Genomic DNA, 26,036 nt, shown 5'->3' with positions numbered 1-26,036 from the left:
CCCTATATTTGGCTTGTTTAACCCACTTGTGTCTTCCATTCCCGCCGAGACAGCTTCTCTGCTAGCTCTCTTTGCAGATCATGGTCCAGAACATGCTCCCGGATCGAAGTCACGCCTGTGCGTTCCACCCATCTCCACAACGGTTCCTCATACAAACCGTTCTGCCGATACCACTGCAAACAAGCGGATACGAGCTGCATTACATCTTCCTCTCGTTCAGCAACGCCGATCAATTGGCCTTCACGGACGGGATGGTCCGCATGACCGCCGAGATAAACCTCCCAGCCTGCGGGGGAAGCAGAAATCCCGATCCCCTGAACCAGTATGCTGACGGACGATGCTAAACGATCGGACACCCCTGCATGTACAGGATAAGGCAACGATACCTCTTGCCAGCGAAGGCGAAGCCATTCTCCAATGCGCCGAATGCCTGCCGCCTCCGCCCTCGAGCCTTCCGTGTCTCCAATCCATACCTGAACGCCTTGGTAAAGTCCACGATCCGCATCGGAGACATGATGCCAAGTCTTCCGAACCGGTTCATCACCGTTTCCTATCCCCGTCATTTCAAGGTAATAACGCAGAGCTGGCCGGCAGGCCATGCATCCGCCCGGCTTCTTCCAGCCCTGATGGAGCATGAAATCCGATATCGTATGACAGCCTTGACTCACCGCATGGGCAATCGCTTGCTTCAATGAGGAGTGCCCCAGCTTCGTGCATTCACATACGGGAATCTCGCCTTGCGTTATGGCCGCCCTCTGCGCCCCCCCCTTTTTGCCGCTTCGCGCATGTTTGACAAGAGCATCCACCATAGGCCGGCAGCCGCCGCACGAACCGGATGCCCTGGTCAGCTGCTTAACTTCATCCGTGCTTTGGAGATTGCGATCGGTAACGGCCTGCATGATCTCCGCTTTGCTCACGCCGTTGCAAGCACACACCGTTTCTTGATCCGGGAGCGTCTGTGCAGCTGCTTCCGCCGAGCTTACCATGCCTTCTTGCGGGATAAGCTCTGAGACAGCCGCGCCCTTCTTCACCATGGACAGCAGCGTGGATCCCTCAGTCGTGTCTCCGAACAGAATGGCACCCGTAACCCTGCCTTTGTGCATGATTACTTTTTTGTACGTGCGGCTTACGGCATCGTATTGCTGAATGGCGGTTTCCGCATCGATCCCCGATATCGCGCCGGCCGAAAATACATCCACACCCGAGACTTTAAGCTGGGAGTATGGAATCGAACCCACATAAGGCTCGGCCTGCCGGCCGCAGATAACCCGGGCAAGCACCTTTCCTTGCTCATACAGGGGAGCGATTAGACCGTAACTAATCCCCCGGTGCTCCGCGCATTCTCCCACCGCATAAATATTCGGCTCACTTGTCCTCATGAAGTCATCCACCAGGATAGCCCGCCCCGTCAGCAGACCGCTTCTCTGGGCCAGCTCCACGTTAGGCCTAATCCCTACGGCAAGCACCACTACATCCGCATCAAGCCGAGTTCCGTCGATAAACCGAAGACCCTGCACCCTTGTTCGGCCAACGATTCGCGTGGTATCCATCGCCAAGTGGAATCGCATCCCTTGGCTTTCTAGCTCTCGCTGCAGCATATGGGCTGCCGTCCGGTCTAGCTGCCGGTTCATGATATAAGGGGCATTATGAACCACATGGGTTTCCATGCCGAGATGGAGAAGGCCCCGGGCAGCCTCCAATCCCAGCAATCCCCCGCCAATGACGGCCGCTTTTGTGTAAACCCTGGACATTTCGGTCATTTTCGTGCAATCGTCCACCGTCCGAAATGAAATGACGCCTTCCTTATCCGTCCCGGGGATCGGAGGAACGAAAGGGGATGAGCCTGTTGCCAGAATTAATGCATCATACCCTTCCCGCTTACCGGAGACCGTCTCGATGCAGCGGGCTTTGACATCGATATGATGAACGGCTTCACCGGTCAATAACCGGATGCCATGCCGCTCATACCAGGACCAGTCGTTCAGGATAATATCCTGCAGGGAATGTTCGCCTTGAAGGACTTTGGACAACAGAATCCGATTATAGTTGGGGCGAGGTTCGGCGCCGAATATCGTAATATCGAAAAGCTCCGGCCCAAGCTGGAGTATTTCCTCTACGCATCGTATCCCTGCCATTCCATTTCCGACAACAATGAGCTTCTTTCTCTTCATGAATTACCTCCACTCCACCATTGTCACTTTCATGTAAGAAAATACGAAACGCCCTTTCCCTGGGAACAGGAAAGGGCGTCATTGCCTTCAAAACCGGCACATCCTTGTGCCATATTGGTATTCGTAACATACATCTAGCTTAGTTGACGAAATTCGATATGTCAATATATGTGACATATATTCATCGAAATTTTAATGATTAATAATTATTCGATTTTTTGTGTAATGTATATTGACATTTATTTGACCTGTTATCTATAATGTGAATCAGCAAAATCATATATTTTTTACAGACGGTAGACACAATGACGTGTCTGCGTCTTGGCAACGAGGCCGCAAGTCGTTCTGCAATGGGCGAATTGCGGCCTTTTTATGCCTGCATCTGAAGACCCGCACCAGGAATAGAGAACGTACACATTTGGATAAGGAGCGATAACCATGGAGAAGAAAGGATTTTGGCAAAGCGGGCACAAGCCCTCCCTGTTCGGTGCTTTTTTGTATTTCGATATCAGCTTCATGATATGGGGCATGCTCGGACCGCTTGCGGTAGTCATTGCCGGAGATTATCCAATGGATCCGGTGCAGAAGGCAAATCTGGTGGCGCTTCCCGTTCTGGGCGGCTCGATACTTCGACTCGTATTAGGTTTCCTTGCCGATCGCATCGGTCCGAAGCTAACGGCTCAGATCGGGATGGTCGTCACGCTGGTCCCTCTTTTGCTTGGCTGGTTATGGGTAGATTCCCTTGATCAATTGTACGTCGTTGCGATTCTTCTCGGCGTCGCGGGAGCTTCGTTCGCCGCAGCACTTCCTCTTGCGGGACAGTGGTATCCCAAAGAACATCAGGGTCTGGCGATGGGTATCGCCGGAGCCGGGAACAGCGGTACCGTCCTGGCGACCCTGTTCGCCAACCGGTTGGCGCAGCATTTCGGAAGCTGGGAGATTGTCTTCGGTCTCGCCATCATACCCATTGTGTTGGTCTTCATCTACTTCTCGCTGTTTGCCCGCAACAGTCCGAATCGGCCTGCCCCCAAACGGCTGTCCGAATATGGCAATGTGCTTAAACAGCGCGATGCTTGGGTATTCTGTGCCCTGTACTGCGTGACGTTTGGCGGCTTTGTCGGGCTCGCCAACTATTTAACGATCTTCTTCAACACCCAGTATGGCCTTTCCGCGGTTCAGGCTGCGGACATTACAACGATCTGCGTCATTGCAGGGAGCTTCTTCCGTCCTGTAGGCGGCTTTCTGGCCGATCGTATCGGCGGCTCGCGAATGCTGATGTTTCTCTATGCCGGAGCTGCCATCATGCTGATCGGCGTCTCCTTCTTGCCGCCGCTATGGCTTGTCGTCACGCTGCTGTTTATCGGCATGATGTGCCTGGGCGCGGGGAATGGTTCCGTATTTCAGCTTGTCCCTCAACGGTTTGCCGGCGAGATCGGCCTGGTTACCGGGATTGTCGGGGCTGCCGGAGGCTTGGGCGGCTACGCGCTGCCGCTGATATTGGGTCGATTGTACCAAGCGACAGGCTCATACACCGCCGGGTTCATCATTCTGAGCTTCATTGCGGCGGCATCGCTGGCCCTTACGATTGTTATGCAGCTGAAATGGCGGCGCAGCTGGCTCCGCGGCGTGCCATCCGGCGCGCAGACCGGATCGGCTGAAGCGTGAGAGAAAGCGAGATCCATGTTAACGCTGCGACCGTTTCACGGCATATTGCCAAAGAAACGGTCGATTAGCGGGCACCCACGCAAAAAAAGCATCTTATCGATGCTTTTTTTGTTTGGGATAACAGCCATGCCATCAGTCGGCTAAATTCACGACGTCATGCTGAACCGAAATTCTGACAAAATAACGATTCGGCCATATTTTGGTTGTCACCACGACATCCTGGTCATCCTTTTCAAAAAAATATCCGGAGCCCTCTTGCATAACATAATGCCAATCCTCGCGCTGCATCCGCTCCTTAATCATTTCAGCGGGTTGCCTCATCTTCGTAAGATACAGTCCATGGCCGTTCGAAGGATCATCGATCTTAACGACGGATTTGTCGGTGGTATGAAGCGAATACATCAGTTTGATATGATTCCAACCGATCGAATGGATATATAATGCGATATTTATGACGAACATGACAAAGACCATACCGATGGAACCGAACAAGATCCTTTTCCAGCGTTTATTCACGATTATTGGTCACCGCCTTTATAGATATGTCTTCAACGTCAAATCGGTACTCATCTTCAGATTCAAGGTGAGGCCTCTTGCTACTTCACCCCGGATAACGGCTTGCCCTTCTTGCCCCTACCCTCATCAATATGGGATTGTTTTTCCGATAAGGTTACTTTCAAGACAAGGACCATGAAACAGCCTATCACCCCGCCGGCCGTATTCAGGATTAAATCGTCCACATCAAAGCTTCCCATCGAAAAGAGAATCTGCGCGCACTCCAGCCCTAGGCTTAGCCCGAAGGAAGTCACGAAAGCGCCAAGCCATCCCATCCACTTGTTTTTCAGCAATACACTGACGAATATGCCGTTGGGTATGAAAATCGCGATATTTCCGAATAGATTGATCACGTCATGCGGGCTCGAGAGCCGTTTCATATTTTGATGGATGGACTTAAACGGCGTAAAATTGGCAAATTGCAATCGATTCTGCATATATTCGGGATGATCGATCGAACGCTGCAGCTGCTGCCACAGAAACGAAATGTTCACGTCGCCGAATTTGAACAGAATGATTTTGACCAGCACATATACATACAACGCATACAGCAATAATACCATCCATTTAGGCGTTAGTTTCATTCATTCTCATCCTTGCCGAGCTGCACCGTCACAATCATGCCATCGATGTTGTTGCCGGATATCTCATACTCGCTGCCGGCCGGAACCTCAATTTCCGTTTCTTTCGCCTGGACGGGTACGTACTCGATTTCGTAGGCCTTCCCGTTTACGGTTGCTTTATAGGTCTTTTTCTCCTTGAGAAAATCCAGATACTCTTCGAGCGTAAAATCCAGCTCATGCATGATCATGCTGTGCGGAAGCCCAACAAAACGAAAATGCCACGGCTCATACTGGATTCCTGTGATATCCGTCTTGTCCTGGGGGTATCTCAAAATGAATCCATGCGCCCAAGCATGCTTCTTCAGCCACTTGCCCTCCGGAGATTGATCGATCGCCTTCTGCGTAGATCCGATATCCATGGATAACCCGAGGTTATGTTCGCTGTAGCCTGGAGGCAATGCATAATCGGCGCCTTTTTCGCGATATAACGCCTCTTGTTCGCTCTCATCCCGGTACCCGCTGCTGATCATGAAGTGATTGACCCCGTCTTCTCCCGCAGCTTGGATCATATCGCCAAAACGCTCCGCCACACTGCGCGATAAACGGATCGTGTTGTCAAGAACCACGTAACCGTTCATTAAGTCTTGTTCCTGAAACAAATTCACGATATCCGTCGGTACGGCTGCCGGATCCAGCGGGTGATCCTTGTTGACCAAAACCAGATTTCCCTGGGTTACTTGTTCATCTGTCACTGATACCGTTTCAGCCGCTTTATTTCCATCGTTATCATATTCTGATTGAGGATTCGCCTGCGCGTCGGAGCCAGCGTTCATATCCTGTTCCTTATGTGTTCCTTCGTTATCGTTCGCGTTTGGCGTCTTAGTTAGTGCGGGCTCGCATCCGACCAACAGAAAGATCACGAGCAATATCAAACCCTTCTTCAATTTCAACAACTCCCTCTATCTTTGTCCCACCATCTTAAAGAATATAGTTTAAGGAAAAGTAGGGAAAAGTTAAAGTTTTTCTTAAGAGATGCGAATCCCTCCCGGGCTTTCGCTCTTTACCCTTTGACAAGGCTGAAGCCCATGGCTTACCTTGGTATTTAGACTAATAAGAATAAAGAAGGTGCCATTATTCTTGCTTAAACTATTTCGTTATTTACGTCCTCACTGGACAGCGGCCCTGCTTGCACCGCTGTTGATGCTGCTGGAGGTCGCCATGGATCTGCTTCAGCCCATGCTGATGGCCAGCATTATCGACCGTGGCGTCATGCAGAACGATACAGCACACATCCTCAGTACAGGGCTGCTCATGCTGGGAGCTGCAGCCATCGGGCTGCTTGGAGGTCTCGGGTGCACGATTTATTCTTCCATTGCTTCACAGCGTTTTGGCGCCGACCTTCGCCGGGGTTTGTTCCGCAAGGTACAGACCCTGTCATTCCGCAATCTGGACGACATCTCGACCGGGTCGCTCATCACCCGGCTTACGAGCGATATCGTTCAGCTCCAGACGATGGTACAGATGCTGCTGCGTATCTTCGTACGCTCACCGTTTCTTGCCATAGGCAGCATGATTATGGCAGTGATCATCAGCCCCAAGCTGGCCATCATTCTGGCTATTGCCGTTCCGTTGCTGTTCGTCGTGATGTTTTTCCTGATCCGGGCTACCCTGCCCTTGTTCGCCACCGTTCAGAAGAAACTCGATAAGGTGAATACGGTACTGAAGGAAAATTTCGCCGGAATCCGGGTCTCTAAGGCATTCGTGCGTGCCGCTTACGAGAAGGACCGATTTCATGATGCGAACCAGGACTTCACGCAAGTTTCGGTAAAAACCCAGCGGATCGTTGCGCTCAACATGCCCATCCTGACCATGATTCTGAATGTCAGCATCGTGGCCGTCCTGTGGTTTGGCGGGAAGGATGCTATCGGCGGATCCTTTGAGGTCGGTAGCCTGGTAGCCTTTATAAACTATGTCACGCAGGTATTGTTCTCGGTTTCTTCCGTGGCCATGATGCTGGTGCGGATTTCTACGGCCAAGGTTTCCGCTGACCGCATTCAGGAGGTCATGCGTGCAGAATCCGAAATTGTGAACGAGGTTCATCCGGCAACCGATGCGTGCAAGCAAGGAGAGATCATGTTTGACCGCGTTACCTTTTCCTATAACTCGGAGATGCAGAAGCCCGTACTGCGCGACATCAGTTTCAAGGTTCGACCAGGACAGCATGTAGCCATTATGGGTGCAACAGGTTCGGGTAAAACCTCTCTGGTATCCCTGCTCCCCCGTCTGTACGATGTGACCTCCGGGCAGATACGAATCGACGGAACCGATGTGCGGAGAATGGAGCTGTCCGCTTTGCGCGAACGAATCGGCATCGTCCTGCAAGAATCCATCCTTTTTACAGGCACTATAAGGGACAACATCCGTTACGGGAAACCGGACGCTTCCGATGAAGAAGTAATGGCCTCGGCTAAAGCTGCCCAAGCGCATGACTTCATTACTTCCATGCCGGATGGCTACGATACCGTGCTTGGACAACGAGGCGTGAACCTGTCCGGTGGACAGAAACAGCGGATATCCATTGCGCGGGCATTATTGCTTCGACCCGCCATTCTGATTCTTGATGACAGCACCAGCGCCATCGATACGGGAACGGAGTCACGGCTTCGGAAAGAGCTGGCCCGTCTGATGAAAGACCGGACCTGCCTTATGATAGCCCAGCGAATCTCATCCGTGATCGACGCCGACCTGATATTGGTGCTGGATGACGGGGAATTGATCGCGAAAGGCACGCACAGCGAGCTGCTTGCTTCCTGTGAAGTATATCAGGACATTTATCGATCGCAATTCGGCAAGGAGGTGTCTTCTCATGGCTAAACCGAATCAGGATTCCAAGCATGCCCATCATACGGACGGTCCGGATCTTAGCATGCGAGGCGGCAACGCCATCCGCGGAATGACGATAGCCAAAGCCAAGCCGAAGCATACGATGGATACGATACGCCGGATATGGGGCTACATCCGTCCGTTCAAAGGCGGCATGATGGCTGTTTTCGTATTCACGCTCGTAACGACGCTGCTCTCACTGATTGCCCCTTATCTGCTGGGGAATGCCGTGGATCATTACATCATCCCGGGAGACATCAGAGGACTCATGGGGTTATGTGCGATACTTCTTGCCGTATATGCAGGCACCGCGCTCACGGCATGGCTTCAGCAGCATGTCATGGTGAAAGTCTCCCAGCTGTCCATTTTGGCCATGCGGCGGGATATCTTTGCAAGGCTTCAAGTCCTGCCGCTCCGCTTCTTCGACAGTAAAACGCACGGCGAATTGATGAGCCGCACGACCAATGATATCGAGAATGTCTCCGGTACGTTGAATCAAAGCGTAACCCAGCTCATCTCCAGCGTTCTGTCCCTGATCGGATCGCTTGCCATCATGCTGTACCTCAACGTATGGCTTACGCTGCTCAGCATGGTGACCATTCCGCTCGTCATGCTGTTCACGAAGACGGTGGCAAGCCGGACAAGGAAGCATTTTTCCAAGCAGCAAAGCTTGCTGGGTGAACTTAACGGATTCATTGATGAGACCGTTTCGGGCCAAAAGGTCGTGCAGGTATATCGCCGCGAACAGCATGCCGCTGCCCAGTTTGATGACATGAACAAAAAGCTGACGGAAGCCAGCATTCATGCCCAGATCTATTCGGGCACGGTCGGGCCGGTTATGAACGTGCTGAATAACGTCAGTTTTGCCTTGATCGCAGCGGTTGGCGGCTACATGGCTTTCAAGGATTTCACAACCGTCGGGGTCGTCGTTGCATTTCTGAATTATTCGAAGCAGTTTCAACGGCCTTTGAACGATCTGGCGAACCAGTTCAACCTGGTGCAATCCGCAGTTGCCGGGGCAGAACGGGTCTTTGAGATTATCGATACGGAGTCCGAATACCGCGGCAATGAACAGATGGAAAAAGCGGACGATATGTATGGCGAGGTACGATTTGACCATGTGTCCTTCAGTTATAAGGAAGGCGTCCCCATTCTGAGGGATGTTTCGCTTACCGCCCGGCCGGGTGAGACCGTTGCGCTCGTCGGCCCGACAGGCGCCGGCAAAACCACCATTATCAATCTCCTCACCCGCTTCTATGAGATTGATGATGGTGTAATCACCATAGATGGCAGCGATATCCGCCAACTGGATAAGGACAGTCTGCGCAGTCAGCTGGGGATCGTGCTTCAGGATGCTTATGTATTCTCGGCATCGATCCGGGAGAACATTCGTTATGGCCGGCTGGATGCCTCGGACCAAGAGATCGAAACCGCCGCCAAGCTTGCCAATGCGCATGACTTCATCATGAAGCTGCCCGATGGCTATGATACGCAGATCCTGTCGGGCGGCGGCAACCTGAGCCAGGGCCAGCGGCAGCTCTTGACGATCGCTCGCGCCGTGCTTGCCGATCCCGTTATTCTGATTCTCGACGAGGCAACCAGCAGCATCGATACCCGAACCGAGATGCATATTCAGACCGCTATGCGCGCCCTGATGCAAGGCCGAACCAGCTTTGTCATCGCCCATCGTCTAAGCACGATCCGCGAGGCCGACCAGATTCTTGTCATGAATCATGGCGGAATCGCGGAGCGCGGCACACATGAAGAGCTGCTGGCCAAGCGCGGCTTCTACTACGAGTTGTACAACAGCCAATTTAAGCTGACCAGCTAACGGGTGTTGAAAGTTTTCTTATGCTGCAACCGGCAAAATCATACGAGGGCCGATTCTAGAGAATCGGCCCTCGTCTTTTTATCCATAAGAATATCATGTCATTTCTGCTTGGCTCGACTGGCATTACTCAAAATTCGCTTCACGGCCCCAATGATCCATTCCATCTCCACGTATTGGTTGCCCGGCGCGTTGTATTCGACGCCCCAATATCCACGATAGCCCCCGGCAAGCAGGCTGCGCACCTTCTCCTCCGCATCGGGATGAACCGTAGTCTTCGCATCGAAATGCGTATGCACCGTCCACGGGGCAACCATCTCGTCGCCTTCGGCCTCATCCGCCCTCCATCTTCCTAGGTGAAGCAGGAAACCAAATGCCGGATGCCGGACTTCCTCCGCAATCCGCTTCATTTCCCGAGGGAGGAGGGAGGCGCCCATATGGTTTTCCGGACCTACGGTATAGCCGTTATCCCCAGCACGCTCCGCCAATTCCCGATAGCGCTTGACAAGGTATTCGAATTGTTCGTCCGGCATTGGCTCCGCTTCTTTATAACCGCCGCCGGTGTCGATCCGCACCGTTTCGGCCCCCAAAATTTCTGCGGCATCCAGATGGGCAAGCGCATTTTCATACAACTTCTCCCGCATATCCGGGTCGGGATCCCATAGATGAGCCCCGTCAACAGCAAAGTTAACCACGCTCATCTCCTTCTCATCCAGCGCTTCCCTGATTTTCAGTATGTAGCTTTCGTCGGCAAGCTTGTATATGGGGCCGCTTCGATCGATGAAAAAACCGTTCCACAAATCAACCACATCCATTCGGTATCGATACTTCACTGTCTCCAAATAACCGAACACATCCATTTTGCCGTCGAGAAACGTGTTATAAAAAGAATAGCCGCCAATCGAAATGTTCATCGCATTGCCTCCTCCTATTCCCGGGTTACATACAAACTTACCACATTTTCTATCCCTTAATTAGCATAAATTCCTAGTCCCTTCTAAATTTCTCCTCACTAGGTTTGAATCAAATGAAAGACGAGATAAGCGGCCGTCCCCCACATAATCACCGCCGATATTCGGTTCAGCGCGGACAGCAGCCTGCCTGACGGATCCATTCTTCCCGCCGCCCTGCCGGCAATTCCGAGTCCCAGAAACCACAGCCAGGAGACGGCGATGCATACAACGGTAAAAATCATTTTGTCCGCCCCTTCATATTGAAGCGAGCTCGTGCCGATGACGCCCATCGTGTCCAGAACCGCATGCGGATTTAGCAGCGACACGGACATGGCAAATACGATTTGCTTCTTGGGAGAGAACGAACGGGCGCTTTCCGGGTCCTGACCTGAAGGCTTACTCCTCCACGTCGCTGCTCCCATATAGACCAGGAAGCAGATGCCCAATGTAAATAACGTCAATCGGATCCATTCATATTCCAAAACGATCACGGATACGCCCAATACCGCCAATGAAATCAGCAGCGTATCGCATAACGATGCGGTAATCACGACGGGCAGCGCCCTAATAAACCGGGGTTGGACGACACCTTGATTAAATACGAACACATTCTGCACGCCCAAGGGAAGAATTAGGCCAAGAGCCAGAATGAATCCATGAAGTATAACGCCTAGCATTTGAAAGCAAACCTCCAGTATATATTTTCACCATTGTAATGGAGGAGCATGGCTGCGTCTCCAACCAATTGGTTGGCATTGGACCCAACCAATGATGTATACTGGGCATGATTCTTTAGAGACGTTGTCAGAAAGCAGGTTGTCCATGACAGAAGAATGGAAATTGAATAAAGCTTCCGAAGTGCCCCTGCATCAGCAAATTTATGATCACATGAAGAGCCGAATCATGAACGGGGAATGGCCGGTCGGAACCCGAATTCTCCCGCAGAGGGAGCTTGCCGCCAAATTTCAAGTCAACCGCAGCACCATCGTTTATGCCTTGGGTGAGCTTGCGGCTGACGGTTTCATAGAATCCCGGGTGGGACAAGGCACGGTTATTGTTAACAATACTTGGAGCGTATTGGCCGCCACGCCCCCGCCTGATTGGAATCAATACGTGAAATCCGGCTCCTATCAGCCGAACATCCATATGATCCAGCAGATCAACCGTGCGGAAACCGATCCCGAAGTGATCCGACTCGGTACTGGCGAGCTTTCGCCTGAGCTCCTCCCGACCGCCCAAATGCGGGAGACGTTTAACGGCAGCATGTCCAGCCGTTTCACTTTGGGATATTCGGAACCGAAAGGCAGCCTATACTTAAGGGAAATCATCAGCGATTATTTGAATAAGAAGGGGATATCCGCCTCTCCTTCTTCCATTCTTATCGTCTCCGGCGGGCTGCAGGGCTTGCAGCTTATTTCCCTGGGGCTGCTGCATCACGGTTCCGCCATCCTGGTGGAGAATCCCACTTACCTGAACTCGATTCATGTATTCCAGTCGGCTGGCATGCATTTGCACGGCATCCCGATGGATGCCAAAGGGATCAGAACGGAATCTATCGGAAGGCTCAAGCGTCAGCACAGAGCCGCCCTGCTCTACACGATCCCTTCCTTTCATAACCCTACAGGCACAATGATGTCTTCCGACAGAAGGACGGAGCTGCTGCAAATCTGTGCCGTAGAAAGATTGCCCGTCATCGAGGATGATGTGTATGGCGATTTATGGTTGGATACTCCCTCTCCGCCCCCTTTGAAAGCTTCGGACAAACAAGGACTCGTGCTCTATATGGGCAGCATGTCCAAAACCCTCGGGCCTGGTCTGCGCATCGGATGGGTCGTCGGACCGGAGCCTGTCATCGATCGGCTGTCCGACATTAAAATGCAGACCGATTACGGGTCCAGCTCGCTGTCCCAGCATGCTGTCGCGGAGTGGCTCTCGAGCGGATCCTATGAGAAGCATCTCGTTCAGATCCGGGCAGAGCTGATGAGGCGCAGAGACTTTACGCTGTCGTTGCTGGAACGATATTTTCAAGATATTGCCCACTGGAATAAAACCCAAGGCGGATTTTATGTTTGGCTCCGCATCGCAAAGCCGATCTCCATTCGTACGTTATTCGAGCAGGCGTTGAAGGAAGGCCTGCTGCTCAATCCCGGAAATATTTATGACCGTAACGACCAGCAGCATCTGCGGTTATCTTTTGCCTACGCCTCCTACGATCAACTGGAGAAGGGACTTATTCGGCTTGCGGAGCTTATTCGCCTCCATGTGTTGTAAACAGCAAAAGCAAAGGGCTATTCCGAGGAATGCCGTACATTCTCTGGATTAGCCCTTTCTTTATTTAGCGCGCCATCATGTTATCGTTTATGCTTGCTTGCAGCCTACACATGACGCCGTTCCATCAGATTGATCCCAATACCCATGCACAATACCCCGATGAGCAGCAATTAACCATGCTGAGAAGTCCGTCGAGCAAACTTTGAAGAACACTCACTTTCATCGAGTTCTCTCAGCTTTCATCGCAAATATCGTACGGGTTCGTTGCATCCGTACTCGCGGGCCACAAGGAGATTACCGAAAATACCGACGTTGCGAGCAGTGTGACAAATAGCATTGCAGGCCTGGCACGGTATAATGGCGCCAAAAAAAGCCCGCGAAAAAAATGGCGCTGCTCCCTAATCGCCAAGGCAATGGATCCGGATCAACATGCTGCAGTACAGGGACGAAGGCGCACAGCCAGCTCAAAACAAGAAATAAAAACCATATCCAGAACGACCTCACTGGCTCCCCTCTCTTTCCTATCAAGCGTTTCACAATTCCCAGCAAAATATCTCGTTCCAATTTTTTGGTTATAACATATCACAAGCCTCTTCGAGCCTTTTGGTTAAATAAGTAAACTGGAAATAAAAATCGGCTTCGGATTTATTGTGAAAAATTATACATGCACGTCTAACCCCTTATCAATACTGGGATTTATTCGGTAGGTTTAGGGGCCGATTGCGGTGAAAAACAGGCCCGGAATTGTGACGAAACTGGTAACTCTCGTGAATATTTGAACAAAGTATGAACTGCCTGAAAACCGCGCCACTACAATGATTTCGCTCACAACCGTACCCTTTTGTAACAAATTGAACACATAAAATTACATACATTGACACGAATGTGGATTTATTTGTTAATTATACAATTTTATGTGTTTTGCAAAGCCGACCGGAACTTCCTACTATAGATGTGTCAGTAACATTGAATCGAACGAACGTTTCAAGGAAAGGGGTACATCATGAACAAAAGAGGGCCGTTATTTGCATTGTTACTATGCTTTACCTTGCTCTTATCGGGATGCAGCTCGCTCACGGTATTAGATCCGAAAGGACCGGCTGCCAGAACCCTATCCGATACAATCATATTCTCTATTCTCATGATGGTCGGAATTCTAGCGGTAGTTTACGCGCTCTATATCTACATGCTCACCAAATATCGAGCCAAGAAATCCAACGAAGGTTACGAGCCGCCTCATGAAGAGGGCAACAAATGGCTGGAAATTCTGTGGACTGCCATTCCGATTCTGATCGTTGCCGTGCTCTCGGTCGTAACCGTCAAAACGACGGTGGCCGTCGAGAATGTGCCTGAAGGTTATGAGAACCAAAAGCCTCTGGTTATTTACGCTTCCTCTTCCAACTGGAAATGGCACTTCAGCTATCCGGAAGAAGGAATCGAAACCGTTAATTACGTCAACATTCCGACCAATCGTCCGATCGAGTTCAGACTGTATTCGTTCGGTCCGATCACAAGCTTCTGGATTCCTCAGCTTCACGGACAGAAGTACGCGATGAGCGACATGATCACCAAGCTGAACATGGTTGCCGACGTACCGGGTTCGATGATGGGCCGTAACGCGAACTTCAACGGCGAAGGTTTTGCCCATATGGAGTTCGAAGCTCTTGCCATGACCTCTGCCGAGTACGATGAGTGGGTTAAGGATGTAAAGGACACCGCGCCTGAACTGAAGGAAGATGAGTTCAAGAAGCTTCTGGATACCGCGCATGTCGGTCGGATGACTTTCTCCAACACGCATCTGGAATTCAGCCCGCCGCCATCCGAAGACCATCACCATGGCGGTGACGTCAACGGCAATGAGGAGCATCAGGACCATAAAGACGTCCACCCGGATCCTGCAACAACGGAAGAAACGGAATTTGACAGCGAAACGAACGTGGATCCAAACGAACCGCTGCCGAACTTCCCGGCTGAAGAAAGCCCAAATCATCAACATGATGGACATTAAATCGGTGAGTGAAACGTTGTTCACCCGATCTACTTCATACATCCAGAAAGGAGCTAGGCCTTTATGAAATGGGACGAATTTTTCGTTACCGGTGATCCGTTAATTTACGGCGCCATGGTGAGTATCGTGCTCGTCTCGCTCGCAATCCTCTTCGGCTTGACCTATTACAAGAAGTGGGGATATATGTGGCGGGAATGGCTGACGACCGTGGATCACAAAAGAATTGGCGTCATGTACATCATCTGTGCATTGATCATGCTGTTCCGCGGGGGCGTCGACGCGATCATGATGCGTGCGCAGACCGCCGCACCCGAGATGAAGTTTCTGACCGGTCAGCATTATAATGAAGTATTCACGACTCACGGGGTCATCATGATCCTCTTTATGGCCATGCCGTTTATTTTCGGTCTGATGAACGTCATCGTTCCGCTCCAGATCGGTGCCCGTGACGTTGCATTCCCTAAACTGAACGCAATCAGCTTCTGGCTGTTCTTCGCCGGAGCGATGCTGTTCAACATTTCCTTCGTTATCGGAGGATCGCCTGATGCCGGCTGGTCCGCTTACTTCCCGCTGGCCAGTATCGAATTCAGTCCGACGGTCGGCAACAACTACTACTCTCTGTCGCTTCAGATTTCAGGGATTGGTACTTTGCTGACAGGCCTTAACTTTATCGTAACCATCCTGAAAATGCGCGCGCCGGGTATGACCCTGATGCGCATGCCAATGTTTACGTGGTCGGTATTGATCACTTGCGTCATCATTATCTTTGCTTTCCCTGTGCTTACGATTGCGCTTCTGCTTATGATGTTCGACCGCATCTTCGGCTCGCAATTCTTCACGATGGCCAACGGGGGCATGGATATGCTCTGGGCCAACCTGTTCTGGGTATGGGGTCACCCTGAGGTATATATCGTTATTCTGCCGGCATTCGGTATTTTCAGCGAGATCATCTCAGCGTTCTCCAAAAAGAACCTGTATGGTTACAGCTCCATGGTATTGAGTATGGCGATTATTTCCGGATTGTCCTTCCTGGTATGGGCCCACCATTTCTACACGATGGGTCAAGGGGCCATGGTCAACGGTTTCTTCTCCATCACGACGATGGCGATTGCCGTACCGACCGGGATCAAAATATTCAACTGGCTCTTCACGCTTCGCAAGGGTCGAATCAGCTTTACGACGCCGATGCTCTACTCGCTTGCCTTTATTCCGATCTTCACGATCGGCGGCGTAACCGGCGTCATGCTGGCGATGGCCAGTGCCGACTATCAGTATCACAATACGATGTTCCTGGTTGCCCACTTCCACTATGTGCTCATTCCAGGCGCCGTATTCGCCGTCATTGCCGGTTTCCATTACTGGTTCCCTAAAGTGTTCGGCTTCCGTCTGAACGAAAAGCTTGGCAAAATCGCATTCTGGTTCATTGCCATCTCATTTAACGTAACGTTCTTCCCGATGTTCTTCCTGGGACTGATGGGGATGACCCGTCGTACGTACACCTATTCGGCCGAGACCGGCTTTGGTCCGCTGAATATGCTGTCGATGGTCGGCGCGGTCGGCCTGGCGATCGGATTCATCCTTCTGGTGTACAACATTTACTGGAGTACACGTTACGAGCCGCGCGACAAAACGGGAGATCCATGGGATGCACGCTCACTGGAATGGTCGACGCCAAGTCCGGTTCCTGTTTACAACTTTGCGGTAACGCCGAAAGTCAAAGGCCGTGACGCCTTCTGGTTCTCCAAGAAAAACAACGAGCCGCTTTCGGACGAGAAAATCACGAAGATTCACATGCCAAGCAACACCGGAAAACCGTTTATACTGGGCATCGCCTTCTTCTTCCTGGGCTTCTTCCTGGTATTCAGCTGGTGGATTCCATCCATCGTTGCCGGTATCGCGGTATTGATTATTATGGCTACCATGTCCTTCGACCGTGATCACGGGTATTACATTCCGGTTGAAGAGATTGTTCAAACCGAACAGAAACTGCGGGGTGATACGGTATGAAAATAGATGCCACTCAGCCGCTGGAATATGGAACAGAGGAAAACCGCAATCGTATATTCGGCTTCTGGCTGTTCCTCGGAGCTGAAATTGCGCTCTTTGCTACCTTGTTTACCGTCTACTTCGTTCTCGTGAACCGCTTTGCCAGCGGTCCGAGCGGAGCGGAAATCTTTGAAATTACGCCGGTCCTGCTCGAGACGTTCCTGCTCTTAACGAGCAGCTTCACCATCGGTTTGGCTGTTCATGCGATGCGTCTGGGCCTGAAAAAGCAGATGATGATCTTCATGGTCATCACCCTGCTGCTGGGTGCGGGATTCCTCGGGATCGAGATCTTTGAATTCTTCACCTATGTTCATGAAGGAGTAACGCTCTCAACCAGCGCCTTCTCCTCCAGCTTGTTCACATTGCTTGGCACGCACGGAGCTCACGTAACCTTCGGTCTCCTGTGGGGAACCGCCATTCTGATTCAACTTAAAAAGCATGGACTGGATCATTCCACAGCCAACAAGTCCTTTATCTTCTCGCTCTACTGGCACTTCCTGGACGTTGTGTGGATCTTCATTTTCAGCTTCGTGTATCTGAAAGGACTGATGTGACATGTTAAAACAGCTGTTTCCAATTAAGCATGTAGCGGGTTATATATCGTCCCTCGTCCTTTCAGCTGTCGCGCTCGTCGTTCTGCTGGATATGCCGGCAGCTTCGAAAGTGGCCGTTCTGCTGGTCACCGCGATTCTGCAGGCAGCCGTTCAGCTTATGCTGTTCATGCACGTCGGGGAAAGCGAAGACAAAAAGTCCGTCTATATCAACATCGCGTTCGCCCTGTTCGTAGGGCTGGTTACCATCTTCGGAACGCTGTTCATCTTCATATGGGGCTGGTACGCTTAAGCCTCGCGAAAATCTGGGGTGAACGTGTACCGACGATCATCGTTCGCTATCACGAACATATCACCAATATCAAAGAGGGCGTCCCAAAAGATCCTGGATCTCGAGGGATGCCCTCTTTTTTCTATTGAAGGTGCTGCATGCGGATCATTCCCCCATCGTACTTCAAACATGCAAAAGAACCGTTTCTCGGAACTAGGGATGTGCGGCCCGCCAATTACGAGGAACGGTTTCTTTTTGCATTCCATATGCAGCTTCTTCTGGCAATGCCATTTGCGGCTCCATTAATCATGTCCTGCAGGCGCATCCAGAATTTCATCAATCTCACTCTGGAGCTTGGTGGTCAGGGTCTGTTCATCTCCGATGATCCAGGCATGATTATAGGGAGTTTCCACTTTGGAGGCGTCACTCTGTTGCCTGATCGAGTCAACATACTTCGCAATCGAGCGTGGCACTCCGTCGCGCTCCGTAAACAATAGAGGGGCGTGTTTACCCATATGGGACAATGGAGCGGCCGCAATGGATAATGCCGGCGAGTCCGGCCTCGAGAAGGAGAAACTGTATCCCGGCGATTGTACTCCCCAGCCAAAACCCGTCTCGGGATCATGATACTGGGCAAAATGAATGGCGTTCTCATACGGATCGTCCCCGGCTATGCGCGTTACCTTCCCATATCGCCGCAGCTCGTCTTCAACGGCCTGGGACACCACCTTTTCAGGTCCGATGACGTAGATATTCGCCTTCCCGTTACGCTCCCTTAGGGCCTGCGCCGTCTCTTCGGGCACGTCCTTCTCGCTGACATACAGCATCGTTTCCGGCATATGGGCAATCCAGCTTACCGCGGGCAGCGTATAGTCGGGCCGTTCCATCGATCCGACAATAACCGAGGTCGGTACTGAACCGTTTACCCTGGAAGCATAGGCATCAATTGCTGCTGCCGCTTCCGCGGCTTCCCCGGCAGGAATGTGATCGGCCTTGTATTCAAGTCCGTTCAGCTCTTTCATCACCTGATCCGAGATCGGACCGACGGTAATGATCTCAATCCCCTTGTTGTGCTCCGCCCCCCTCGGCTTCAGCCGTCTCAGCTCTTCCAAGGTTTCCTTCGGGATCCCCCCTTCTTCAACGAAGAGTAAAGGCCCCTCGCTAAACTGGGTCAGATCGACGCTGACAGCCGCGATCGACCAGTGAGCGGAATCCACGAGGATCACGGTCTGCGGGCGGCTGTGCACGTTCGTGGACTGCCACAGCGTCTTGGAAGTCAGTACGGCCGCACTTACTGGATCGGATGTATTCAACCGAATCGTGTTTTTTGTGGCGGACCATGGTACGGGAACATCCTTCAGCAGTTCTTTGCTGTGAACCGCCGAGGGAATGGAGGGCTCGGAATGGCTCTGCGTTTGACTCCAAGCGAGGATACCTGCCGTCAGCAGGGCTAGGGCCCAGCCGGCGATCATTTTTTTCACCGAATATTCCTCCTGTCTTCACAATACAGCGCATCGTGCGAGATCATTCTTCCTGCTGATCCGTCTACAGATCTTCCATTAATTTCTCCTCATCCATATCCGGCGGCAAGCCTGGACGCTCTTGGGTACGGTTTCGGATCCATTGTTCCTTCAGCATCTTCACAAATACGTCATCCCGGGACAACCAGACCCCGTACTGGCGCTTCATATGCCGCTCTGCTTCCTCGAACGACCTGAACCGGAATGGGAGAGGTTCTCCGTTCCACTCGATCACCCATTCCCCGGCATAAGCGTAAACAAACAGCAAATCCTCGCCCCAGCTTTCGTACAGCACGCCGGACTCGCTTCCTTTGATATTGAAATGATTGCGCGAAGCATCGAACCGGATCGGTTCCAGCTCAAACGAGTCCGCCGCAAACAATTGATACACATCCTCTGTAATGGTGCACCCCGCAGCCTTGGCATGGCCGCCACCGCCATACCGCATCGCCACTTCGGACACGTCCACATGATCATGAATGGTTCGAAGGCTCATTTTTCTTCCGCCCATATTCAGTATCGCGATGTAGTCAAGATGGGGATAGCTCGTTCCCAGCTCGCTGGCAAGCTCGGAATGATAGGATTCGGCGTAAACGATGCCGACGCAATGCTCCTCGACGAAGGTTTGAATGAGTTCCCGCTGCTTGCGGCGAATGTAACGCTCGATTTTATTCTCTTCCATGTCCAGGATTTTCTGTTCAAATTCATCAAAGAAGAAGCCCTCGTGCGATTCCCGGAGGCGCTCAGACATCTTGCTCTCGAATTCGTCCAGGGACAACATGTAGAACAAGTCATTCAAGCGCTTAGCCTCGATCTTGCCGCTCTCTTCCCATTCCCATGTATCATAGAGACGCACCAGCTCAACGAATTCGTCCAGCGCTTCGGTTCTGCCGAGATGTCCATGCTCGATTAAATATTCATAGAACAGCGAGGTTGCCGATGCCAAGCGGCCGTCCCGATGCGTTACATCCACTTGTCCCCAGCTGTGTTCATTGAGGTGGAGGGCTGTTTTATGGTGATCGATAAGCTGCACCTGTCCCCCTTCTTCGACAAACACGTTCAATTCCTTCTCGATGTCAGGAGATACCGACAAATCCGTAATGAACAGCATATCGTATGGGTTCTCCTGTACGGAGGTCCGGTTCAAATACCTTTCGACTTGTTGATTCAATCCGTGAATGGAGTTGTAACGGACATCGATTCCTTCACCGAAGGCGCATTTGGCGATGATGCCGCAGCCGACGCCATCCAAATCGTTATGGCTGTACAGATGATACATGGTTGACTTCCTCCCAGCAGAAGGTGGAATGATTAGTTGTTCTTGCCTTTCATCCCTTTACGGTTCCCTAAATTCCGTCGTTTTAACCCCTGTCAGCCCCTTAGAATCGACAAGGTAACTAAAAAAGAAGAAGCGGCTGCAGCAGCCGCTTCTTCTGGAATATAGAGAATGATTATGCCTGTTGAACCGGTCTCGGCCCTTTGGATGCCATGACCTCGTACATGCCGTGGCTGGAGCTGATGACATGCTCAGGCTGCGGCTTTCCGCGGTTGTCGCGGTGTCCTTGGATGTGCGCGGGACTGGTTTCCCAGCGTTTCCACGCTTCTTTCGACTCCCAGCGGATCATCACGATAACTTCTTCCGTTTCGTCGGTACGTTTCGCATTCTTCACAAGAACGTTCAGATCGATAAAACCTTCAATTTCTTCAATGGGTCCTGGCTTGCTGAAACGTTCCACGACCAGGTTGGAGGTGCCTGCTTTAACAATAATCGTTTTAGTCTCGATCAACATATCCATAAACACTCCCTTAGCGAAAATCTGCCTAATTAAACGAACTATATACCATTCTAAATGATAACGATTATCATTGTCAAACCGTTAAGGCGTTCAACTTTTGCAAAAAAAAAGACCAGCATGAACCTGCTGATCAGATTGGGATCAATTCATCGATGCGCGCTGCACGGAATTGCACGCCGTGCAATCTTCCTGCAAATAAAAAAGCGAAGTAAAGCCGGCCTTCTTCAGCTTGCGCGCAGCCAGGATTCCATCCGAGCGCTTGGGCGTTACGATAACTACGGAATCATCGGGCTTGAGCTCCTTCTCCCACACAAACGGCAACCTTCCAAGCGAGATGTTGATGGTCTCTTTCCTCGGACATTCCATAAATTCGGACACATCGCGTACATCAAGCACTTTCAGATTCGGGCATTCCTTCTGTGCCAGACGAAGATCACTGCACTTCATGAAGCGCAAACCTGTTATAGGTACATACCTCCGGTAGTAGAGACCGGATATAAAGATTATCAGTGCGGCAGATGCAATCAGCACGAAGCATTCCCCCATCAATATCATGTGTTTCAGCATGATCCATGGCGGTAAGATCACGGGCTTAACAAATCGCCAATCCTACCCCTACGGGTATATAGTATGTGCTCCGCACCTAATTGTCAATACATCATGACAGCGCGTTTTCTTCAATTTCAAACCCAAGGTCTTCAACCAATCCCCAGTCGGCCGTATGAGCCTGGCCTTCTGTCGTTAAATAATCGCCGATGAATATGGAGTTCGCCGCGTACAGGCCAAGGGGTTGAAGGGATCGCAGGTTCACTTCCCGTCCCCCTGCAATCCGTATCTCCTTCGTCGGGTTAACAAACCGCATCATGGCAAGAATCTTCAAACACATCATCGGTGTCAATTCCCTGCGTCCTTCCAGAGGGGTTCCCTCGATCGCATTCAGAAAATTGCATGGAATCGAATCCGCTCCAAGCGATTTCAGAGCAAACGCAATCTCCACCCGTTCTTCTAAACTCTCCCCCATTCCGAAAATCGCTCCGGAGCAAGGGGACATTCCGGAAGAGCTTGCCTGCTTCACCGTGTCCAGCCGGTCATCGTATGTATGCGTAGTCGTAATATGCCCGTAATTATCTTTGGAAGTATTCAGATTATGGTTGTATCGATGGACCCCGGCATCGGCGAGCTTGCGCGCATGTTCCTCATTCAAGAAGCCCAGGCAACAGCACACCTTCAGATCGGTCGTCCGGGTAATCTCCTTCACCGCTTCGGCTACATGATCAATCTCCCGATTGGAAGGTCGGCGTCCGGATGCCACGATGCAATAAGTTCCCGCTTTACGGCGAATCGACTCGCGCGCGCCTTCCAGAATTTTGTCCTTGGTCAGCCATGCGTATTTTTCGATGGGCGCTTCCGACACGATGGACTGGGAGCAATATCCGCAATCCTCAGGACAGAGGCCGGATTTCGCGTTCACGATCATGTTCAGCTTGACCTTGTTTCCATAATACTCGCGACGGATGTGATAGGCGGCCTGCATAATGTTCAGAAGCTCCCCGTCCTCGCTGTTCAGAACCGCCAAGGCTTCGGCCCGGGTCACTTCATGTCCTTTCACGACCCGATCCGCCAGCGTCAACCAATCGTAATGGGTTTGTGTTGTCATATTCAAAATCTCCCTCTCCATTCTGATTGTAAACCATTTTTAATAATAAATAGGTTAACAATAAGGATAATAATAGCACAGGCCACGAAAGTGAGGCAATCCTCCACTGAAGCCTCCGCAAAAAATAGGGACTGTTTCATCAAAGCCAGTTTCCGGCTTAATGAAACAATCCCTTTCCTATTTTAACGAATTGTTGGCTTTACGGTGCCCGCTTGGGCAGCATTTTCACGTACTCATCGGACATTTTCATCAGCTGCAATATATAGTCGTAATCGCTGCGGTATTTTTCGAAATCCGTTACGGGCTCAAGCGTCTTCAAGGATACTGCGGTACCGTCCTCAAACCCGTCTCCCGGCACGAACAGAATGTCGTTGTTAAAGAATGATCCCGTCGGCAAATAATACCTCATTCCTATAACGTTGCGGTCCACGTTCAGCAGGTCATGCCCAAACGCGTTAAACCCCTCCTCATCGAGCGAGACGCCCAGAAGGTTTGCGACGGTAGGCAGAATATCCACCTGTCCCCCTACCTGCTCTACGACCTTCCCTTCCTTCATGCCGGGAACATGAATGATGAGCGGAATGTTAAATCGACTGACGCGCTCATGGTAAGGAATGCCCAGCGTTGACGAGATCATCTCCGCGTCCGCTTCTGCCGGATTGATGCCGAAGTGATCTCCATATACGACCAGGACGGTTTCATCCCACAGCCCGTTCTCCTTCAGACGGTCTACCAGCGTTCCCAGCGCATAATCGGAATAGTTCACCGACTTCAGATAGTTTCCCAAATGGGTCCCTTCCAGCTCGGCAGGCAAGGTGATCTTCGCGAATTCATCCTTTACATGGTATGGAGAATGATTGGAGACCGTGATGTAATGGGCATAGGTAGGTTTATTCTGCTGTTGGTTCTCCAGCAGCTTGTCTACGCCGACTCGGAACAGCTCTTCATCGGAAGGACCGAATTCATTGAAGTTATCATTCGTAAAATACGGCTTGTCGTAATAATGCTGAAAATCAAGCGCCGGGTACATCTTGCTGCGATCCCAGAACTTCACGTCATTCACGTGGAATGTGCCGGTTGCATAGCCATGCTTGTTCAAGAGACGCGGAAGGCCCGGCAGCTCTTTATTTCCGAAACCGGTGGACATGGCAACCGTTCCTGTCGGATAGATCGAGGTATTCACCGCAAATTCGGCATCCGATGTATTGCCTTGGCCGATCTGTTGGAAGACGCGGGGGAAATACAGGCCGCCATCCGCAAGCTCGTTCATCACCGGTGTCAGTTCCTGGCCGTTCAGGGATTGACCCACCGGAAAGTTCTGCAAGGACTCCATCTGGACGATGATCAGATTTTTGCCTTTGGCAGCGCCGAAATAGTCCGGCTTATCCTTTGCTTCCTTGACGTAAGGATACGTCGCCAGCAGCTGCTGGGACCGCAGGATGGTGTCCTGCAGACTTCCCTCGGCCAGCGCACGTTTCTCCTGCGAGTTACGTACGACAGCAGACACCTGGTAGTTCATGAACCCCATTTGCTCCGCCCGCACGATTTCATTCTCGATTCCCCATTCTTTGCGAATGATCAGTCCGGACAGAACAACCGCTACGATAAGAACAACGGTCATGGAAGTACGCCACATCAGACCAGGCCTGCGTGAGTAGGTTACGGAATATCCGGAACGAGCTCCACCGAAATGCAAGCCCCTTTGTGAGCGTGAACGTATTTTCCGGACCGCCCATATGACCAGCAGGAGCAGCAGGTCCAGGAAGAATAGAAAATGCTCCGGCTCTAGCAAAGCCGTAATGCTGGCCCGTACCTGATTTACTTGACTGATACCCGCAAGCGCGGTATACGTCGGTATGGACCCAAAATGAACGTTATAAACAGCCGATGCAAACATGATGAAAGATAAGACGACATTTAGGATCACATAGACCGTCTTTTTCCCTCTGACCGGCAGCAGCAGTTCCAAAAAGCTAATCAGGGCGAGGAGCGACAGTGCATCGGTAAGCACCTTCCCCCATGCAATCCCATTAAACAGAAACACTCTTAGAAGGATCAGCTTGACTAAGAGCGTCAAAAAAACGAGTACACATAATTTCAACCTTTGTTCAAGGTAGCGTTCCATTTCCCATTCCCTCTTTTGTAAAAGTAATGTTAATTTGCAGCTTCCATTATAACAGGAATGTAAACACCGATCTAATCCGCCCATTCCTTCGCTCCCCCGTCAAGTGTCCAATGCATGATCCATCCGTACCACGTAGGATAATGCATCCCAATCAAAGGCTGGAGGGTTTATGCATGAAGATGGTTGTAACCGGCGGAGCGGGCTTCATCGGCTCCCACCTGGTGAACGGACTCGTTAATCAAGGCTATGAAGTCCATGTAATTGATAACCTGACAACCGGAGAACCAGGTCGCCTTCACAGTGAGGCGATTTTACATGTAGCTGACGTAAACAGTCAGCAGACAACGGCATACATCTCGGTGCTGAAGCCAGATGTCGTATTTCATTTAGCAGCACAGGCCGATGTGCAGCGATCGATCCAGGAACCTCGGCTTGATGCGGATGCCAATGTCATGGGTACCCTAAACATACTGGACGCTTGCCGTAAGGCTGGCGTTCGTAAGATCGTGTTTGCTTCGACAGCCGGTGTGTATGGAGACCTCGAGAGATCTCAGCTAACGGAAGACGATCCGGTTAACCCGGTCTCCTTCTATGCGCTATCGAAAGTAGCAGGCGAACAATATATCCGTCTTTATCATCGCTTCTTCGGCCTGCAATACACCATTCTTCGTTATGGAAACGTCTACGGGCCGGGTCAGACCGCAAAGGGAGAAGGCGGCGTCGTGGCGGTCTTCGGCGAACGCCTGTATCAAGGCGCGCCGCTCCCAATATACGGCGATGGTCTGCAAACCCGGGATTTCATTTATGTCAAAGATGTGGTTGACGCCAACCTTGCCTCCATCCTTCATGGTGATCAGAGTGTGCTTCATGTTAGCACCGGCACCGACCATTCCGTCAATACGATCGTCGATCTCATCAGCCGGCTGCACCCAGACCGCATCGATGTCGATTATCTACCTGCGAAGATCGGCGATATTCGGCACAGCTGCCTGAATAATGAAAGGACCCGGGAGCGGCTGCGGTGGAGTCCGTTGTTCAGCCTGGAAGAAGGCATGGAAGAAACCTACCGTCACTGGCTTGGCACATCCTAGTTTCCCTTTCCCATAGGGACCAGTAGCAAATGAACATAAAACGGCCGTACTCCTCGTCATTCCAAGGAATACGGCCGTTTTT

Annotated in this window: 21 protein-coding genes; 9 read left to right on the top strand and 12 right to left on the bottom strand. The window is 51.4% G+C overall.

All coding sequences use genetic code 11. From position 1 onward, the window contains the following. Positions 1 to 17: 17 nt before the first annotated feature. Positions 18 to 2,171 (bottom strand): nitrite reductase large subunit NirB, encoded by a 2,154-nt coding sequence (nirB, locus tag MHI43_RS12915; RefSeq protein ID WP_036665264.1) that lies wholly within the window; start codon positions 2,169 to 2,171, stop codon positions 18 to 20. Positions 2,172 to 2,609: 438 nt separating this feature from the next. Between nirB and MHI43_RS12910 the strand changes: the two genes are divergently transcribed. Beyond that, positions 2,610 to 3,836 carry a nitrate/nitrite transporter gene (locus MHI43_RS12910; protein WP_036665266.1) on the top strand — a complete coding sequence of 409 codons (1,227 nt, stop codon included), beginning with the start codon at positions 2,610 to 2,612 and terminating at the stop codon, positions 3,834 to 3,836. Positions 3,837 to 3,968: 132 nt separating this feature from the next. Here the strand turns inward: MHI43_RS12910 and MHI43_RS12905 are convergent, their stop codons facing one another. The 3 genes from MHI43_RS12905 to MHI43_RS12895 all read right to left on the bottom strand — a co-directional run bounded on the left by MHI43_RS12905 (position 3,969) and on the right by MHI43_RS12895 (position 5,898). Beyond that, positions 3,969 to 4,352 (bottom strand): hypothetical protein, encoded by a 384-nt coding sequence (locus MHI43_RS12905; RefSeq protein ID WP_036665269.1) that lies wholly within the window; start codon positions 4,350 to 4,352, stop codon positions 3,969 to 3,971. An 80-nt stretch (positions 4,353 to 4,432) separates the two neighbouring features. After that, a complete protein-coding gene (locus tag MHI43_RS12900; protein ID WP_036665271.1) occupies positions 4,433 to 4,975 on the bottom strand; it encodes a VanZ family protein in 543 nt (180 codons plus the stop codon). Beyond that, positions 4,972 to 5,898, bottom strand: a complete 927-nt coding sequence (locus MHI43_RS12895; protein WP_036665273.1) for a D-Ala-D-Ala carboxypeptidase VanY — start codon at positions 5,896 to 5,898, stop codon at positions 4,972 to 4,974. The genes MHI43_RS12900 and MHI43_RS12895 overlap by 4 nt, the downstream gene beginning before the upstream one ends. Positions 5,899 to 6,091: 193 nt before the next feature. On the opposite strand from MHI43_RS12895, the gene MHI43_RS12890 reads away from it, so the two are divergent. Together MHI43_RS12890 and MHI43_RS12885 are read left to right on the top strand one after the other, a co-directional pair. Continuing rightward, positions 6,092 to 7,828, top strand: a complete 1,737-nt coding sequence (locus tag MHI43_RS12890; protein WP_036665275.1) for an ABC transporter ATP-binding protein — start codon at positions 6,092 to 6,094, stop codon at positions 7,826 to 7,828. Continuing rightward, a complete protein-coding gene (locus MHI43_RS12885) occupies positions 7,821 to 9,668 on the top strand; it encodes an ABC transporter ATP-binding protein (protein WP_036665278.1) in 1,848 nt (615 codons plus the stop codon). The genes MHI43_RS12890 and MHI43_RS12885 overlap by 8 nt, the downstream gene beginning before the upstream one ends. A gap of 98 nt (positions 9,669 to 9,766) precedes the next feature. On the opposite strand, the gene MHI43_RS12880 is transcribed toward MHI43_RS12885, so the two are convergent. Both MHI43_RS12880 and MHI43_RS12875 read right to left on the bottom strand, forming a co-directional pair. Beyond that, positions 9,767 to 10,579, bottom strand: a complete 813-nt coding sequence (locus MHI43_RS12880; RefSeq protein ID WP_036665281.1) for a TIM barrel protein — start codon at positions 10,577 to 10,579, stop codon at positions 9,767 to 9,769. A gap of 98 nt (positions 10,580 to 10,677) precedes the next feature. Continuing rightward, positions 10,678 to 11,295, bottom strand: a complete 618-nt coding sequence (locus MHI43_RS12875; protein ID WP_036665284.1) for a LysE/ArgO family amino acid transporter — start codon at positions 11,293 to 11,295, stop codon at positions 10,678 to 10,680. Positions 11,296 to 11,440: 145 nt separating this feature from the next. On the opposite strand from MHI43_RS12875, the gene MHI43_RS12870 reads away from it, so the two are divergent. The 5 genes from MHI43_RS12870 (at position 11,441) to qoxD (ending at position 17,786) form a co-directional block, all read left to right on the top strand. Further along, complete coding sequence (locus MHI43_RS12870) at positions 11,441 to 12,889, top strand: PLP-dependent aminotransferase family protein (RefSeq protein ID WP_036665286.1); 1,449 nt, start codon at positions 11,441 to 11,443, stop codon at positions 12,887 to 12,889. 1,003 nt (positions 12,890 to 13,892) lie between these two features. Beyond that, a complete protein-coding gene (gene qoxA, locus MHI43_RS12865; protein ID WP_036665288.1) occupies positions 13,893 to 14,897 on the top strand; it encodes a cytochrome aa3 quinol oxidase subunit II in 1,005 nt (334 codons plus the stop codon). Between the two features lie 63 nt (positions 14,898 to 14,960). Continuing rightward, positions 14,961 to 16,904 carry a cytochrome aa3 quinol oxidase subunit I gene (gene qoxB / locus MHI43_RS12860; RefSeq protein WP_009589459.1) on the top strand — a complete coding sequence of 648 codons (1,944 nt, stop codon included), beginning with the start codon at positions 14,961 to 14,963 and terminating at the stop codon, positions 16,902 to 16,904. After that, positions 16,901 to 17,497, top strand: coding sequence for a cytochrome aa3 quinol oxidase subunit III (gene qoxC / locus MHI43_RS12855; RefSeq protein WP_009589471.1), 597 nt, complete (start codon positions 16,901 to 16,903; stop codon positions 17,495 to 17,497). The genes qoxB and qoxC overlap by 4 nt, the downstream gene beginning before the upstream one ends. Before the next feature lies 1 nt (position 17,498). Continuing rightward, on the top strand, positions 17,499 to 17,786 hold the full coding sequence (gene qoxD, locus MHI43_RS12850) for a cytochrome aa3 quinol oxidase subunit IV (protein ID WP_009589381.1): 288 nt from the start codon (positions 17,499 to 17,501) through the stop codon (positions 17,784 to 17,786). Positions 17,787 to 18,067: 281 nt separating this feature from the next. Here the strand turns inward: qoxD and MHI43_RS12845 are convergent, their stop codons facing one another. The 6 genes from MHI43_RS12845 to MHI43_RS12820 all read right to left on the bottom strand — a co-directional run bounded on the left by MHI43_RS12845 (position 18,068) and on the right by MHI43_RS12820 (position 24,863). Further along, complete coding sequence (locus tag MHI43_RS12845; RefSeq protein ID WP_235201894.1) at positions 18,068 to 19,237, bottom strand: cell wall-binding repeat-containing protein; 1,170 nt, start codon at positions 19,235 to 19,237, stop codon at positions 18,068 to 18,070. 73 nt (positions 19,238 to 19,310) lie between these two features. After that, positions 19,311 to 20,564 (bottom strand): oligoribonuclease, encoded by a 1,254-nt coding sequence (locus MHI43_RS12840; protein ID WP_036665293.1) that lies wholly within the window; start codon positions 20,562 to 20,564, stop codon positions 19,311 to 19,313. Between the two features lie 172 nt (positions 20,565 to 20,736). Beyond that, positions 20,737 to 21,075, bottom strand: coding sequence for an antibiotic biosynthesis monooxygenase (locus MHI43_RS12835; protein WP_036665294.1), 339 nt, complete (start codon positions 21,073 to 21,075; stop codon positions 20,737 to 20,739). A gap of 147 nt (positions 21,076 to 21,222) precedes the next feature. After that, positions 21,223 to 21,648, bottom strand: coding sequence for a rhodanese-like domain-containing protein (locus MHI43_RS12830; protein WP_051425421.1), 426 nt, complete (start codon positions 21,646 to 21,648; stop codon positions 21,223 to 21,225). 91 nt (positions 21,649 to 21,739) lie between these two features. After that, entirely contained in the window at positions 21,740 to 22,738 is a 999-nt protein-coding gene (bioB, locus tag MHI43_RS12825; protein ID WP_036665296.1) for a biotin synthase BioB, read from the bottom strand. A gap of 199 nt (positions 22,739 to 22,937) precedes the next feature. Continuing rightward, entirely contained in the window at positions 22,938 to 24,863 is a 1,926-nt protein-coding gene (locus MHI43_RS12820) for an LTA synthase family protein (protein WP_036665298.1), read from the bottom strand. Between the two features lie 173 nt (positions 24,864 to 25,036). Here MHI43_RS12820 and MHI43_RS12815 point away from each other — a divergent pair, with 173 nt between their 5' ends. Beyond that, positions 25,037 to 25,954 (top strand): NAD-dependent epimerase/dehydratase family protein, encoded by a 918-nt coding sequence (locus MHI43_RS12815; protein WP_015734768.1) that lies wholly within the window; start codon positions 25,037 to 25,039, stop codon positions 25,952 to 25,954. Positions 25,955 to 26,036: the final 82 nt, after the last annotated feature.

It is taken from the genome of Paenibacillus sp. FSL H8-0457 (assembly GCF_038051935.1).
GTDB classification, from domain to species: domain Bacteria; phylum Bacillota; class Bacilli; order Paenibacillales; family Paenibacillaceae; genus Paenibacillus_AQ; species Paenibacillus_AQ lautus_A.
The sequence above is the reverse complement of the archived record's forward strand: the minus strand, read 5'-3'. Positions and strand labels throughout refer to the sequence as shown.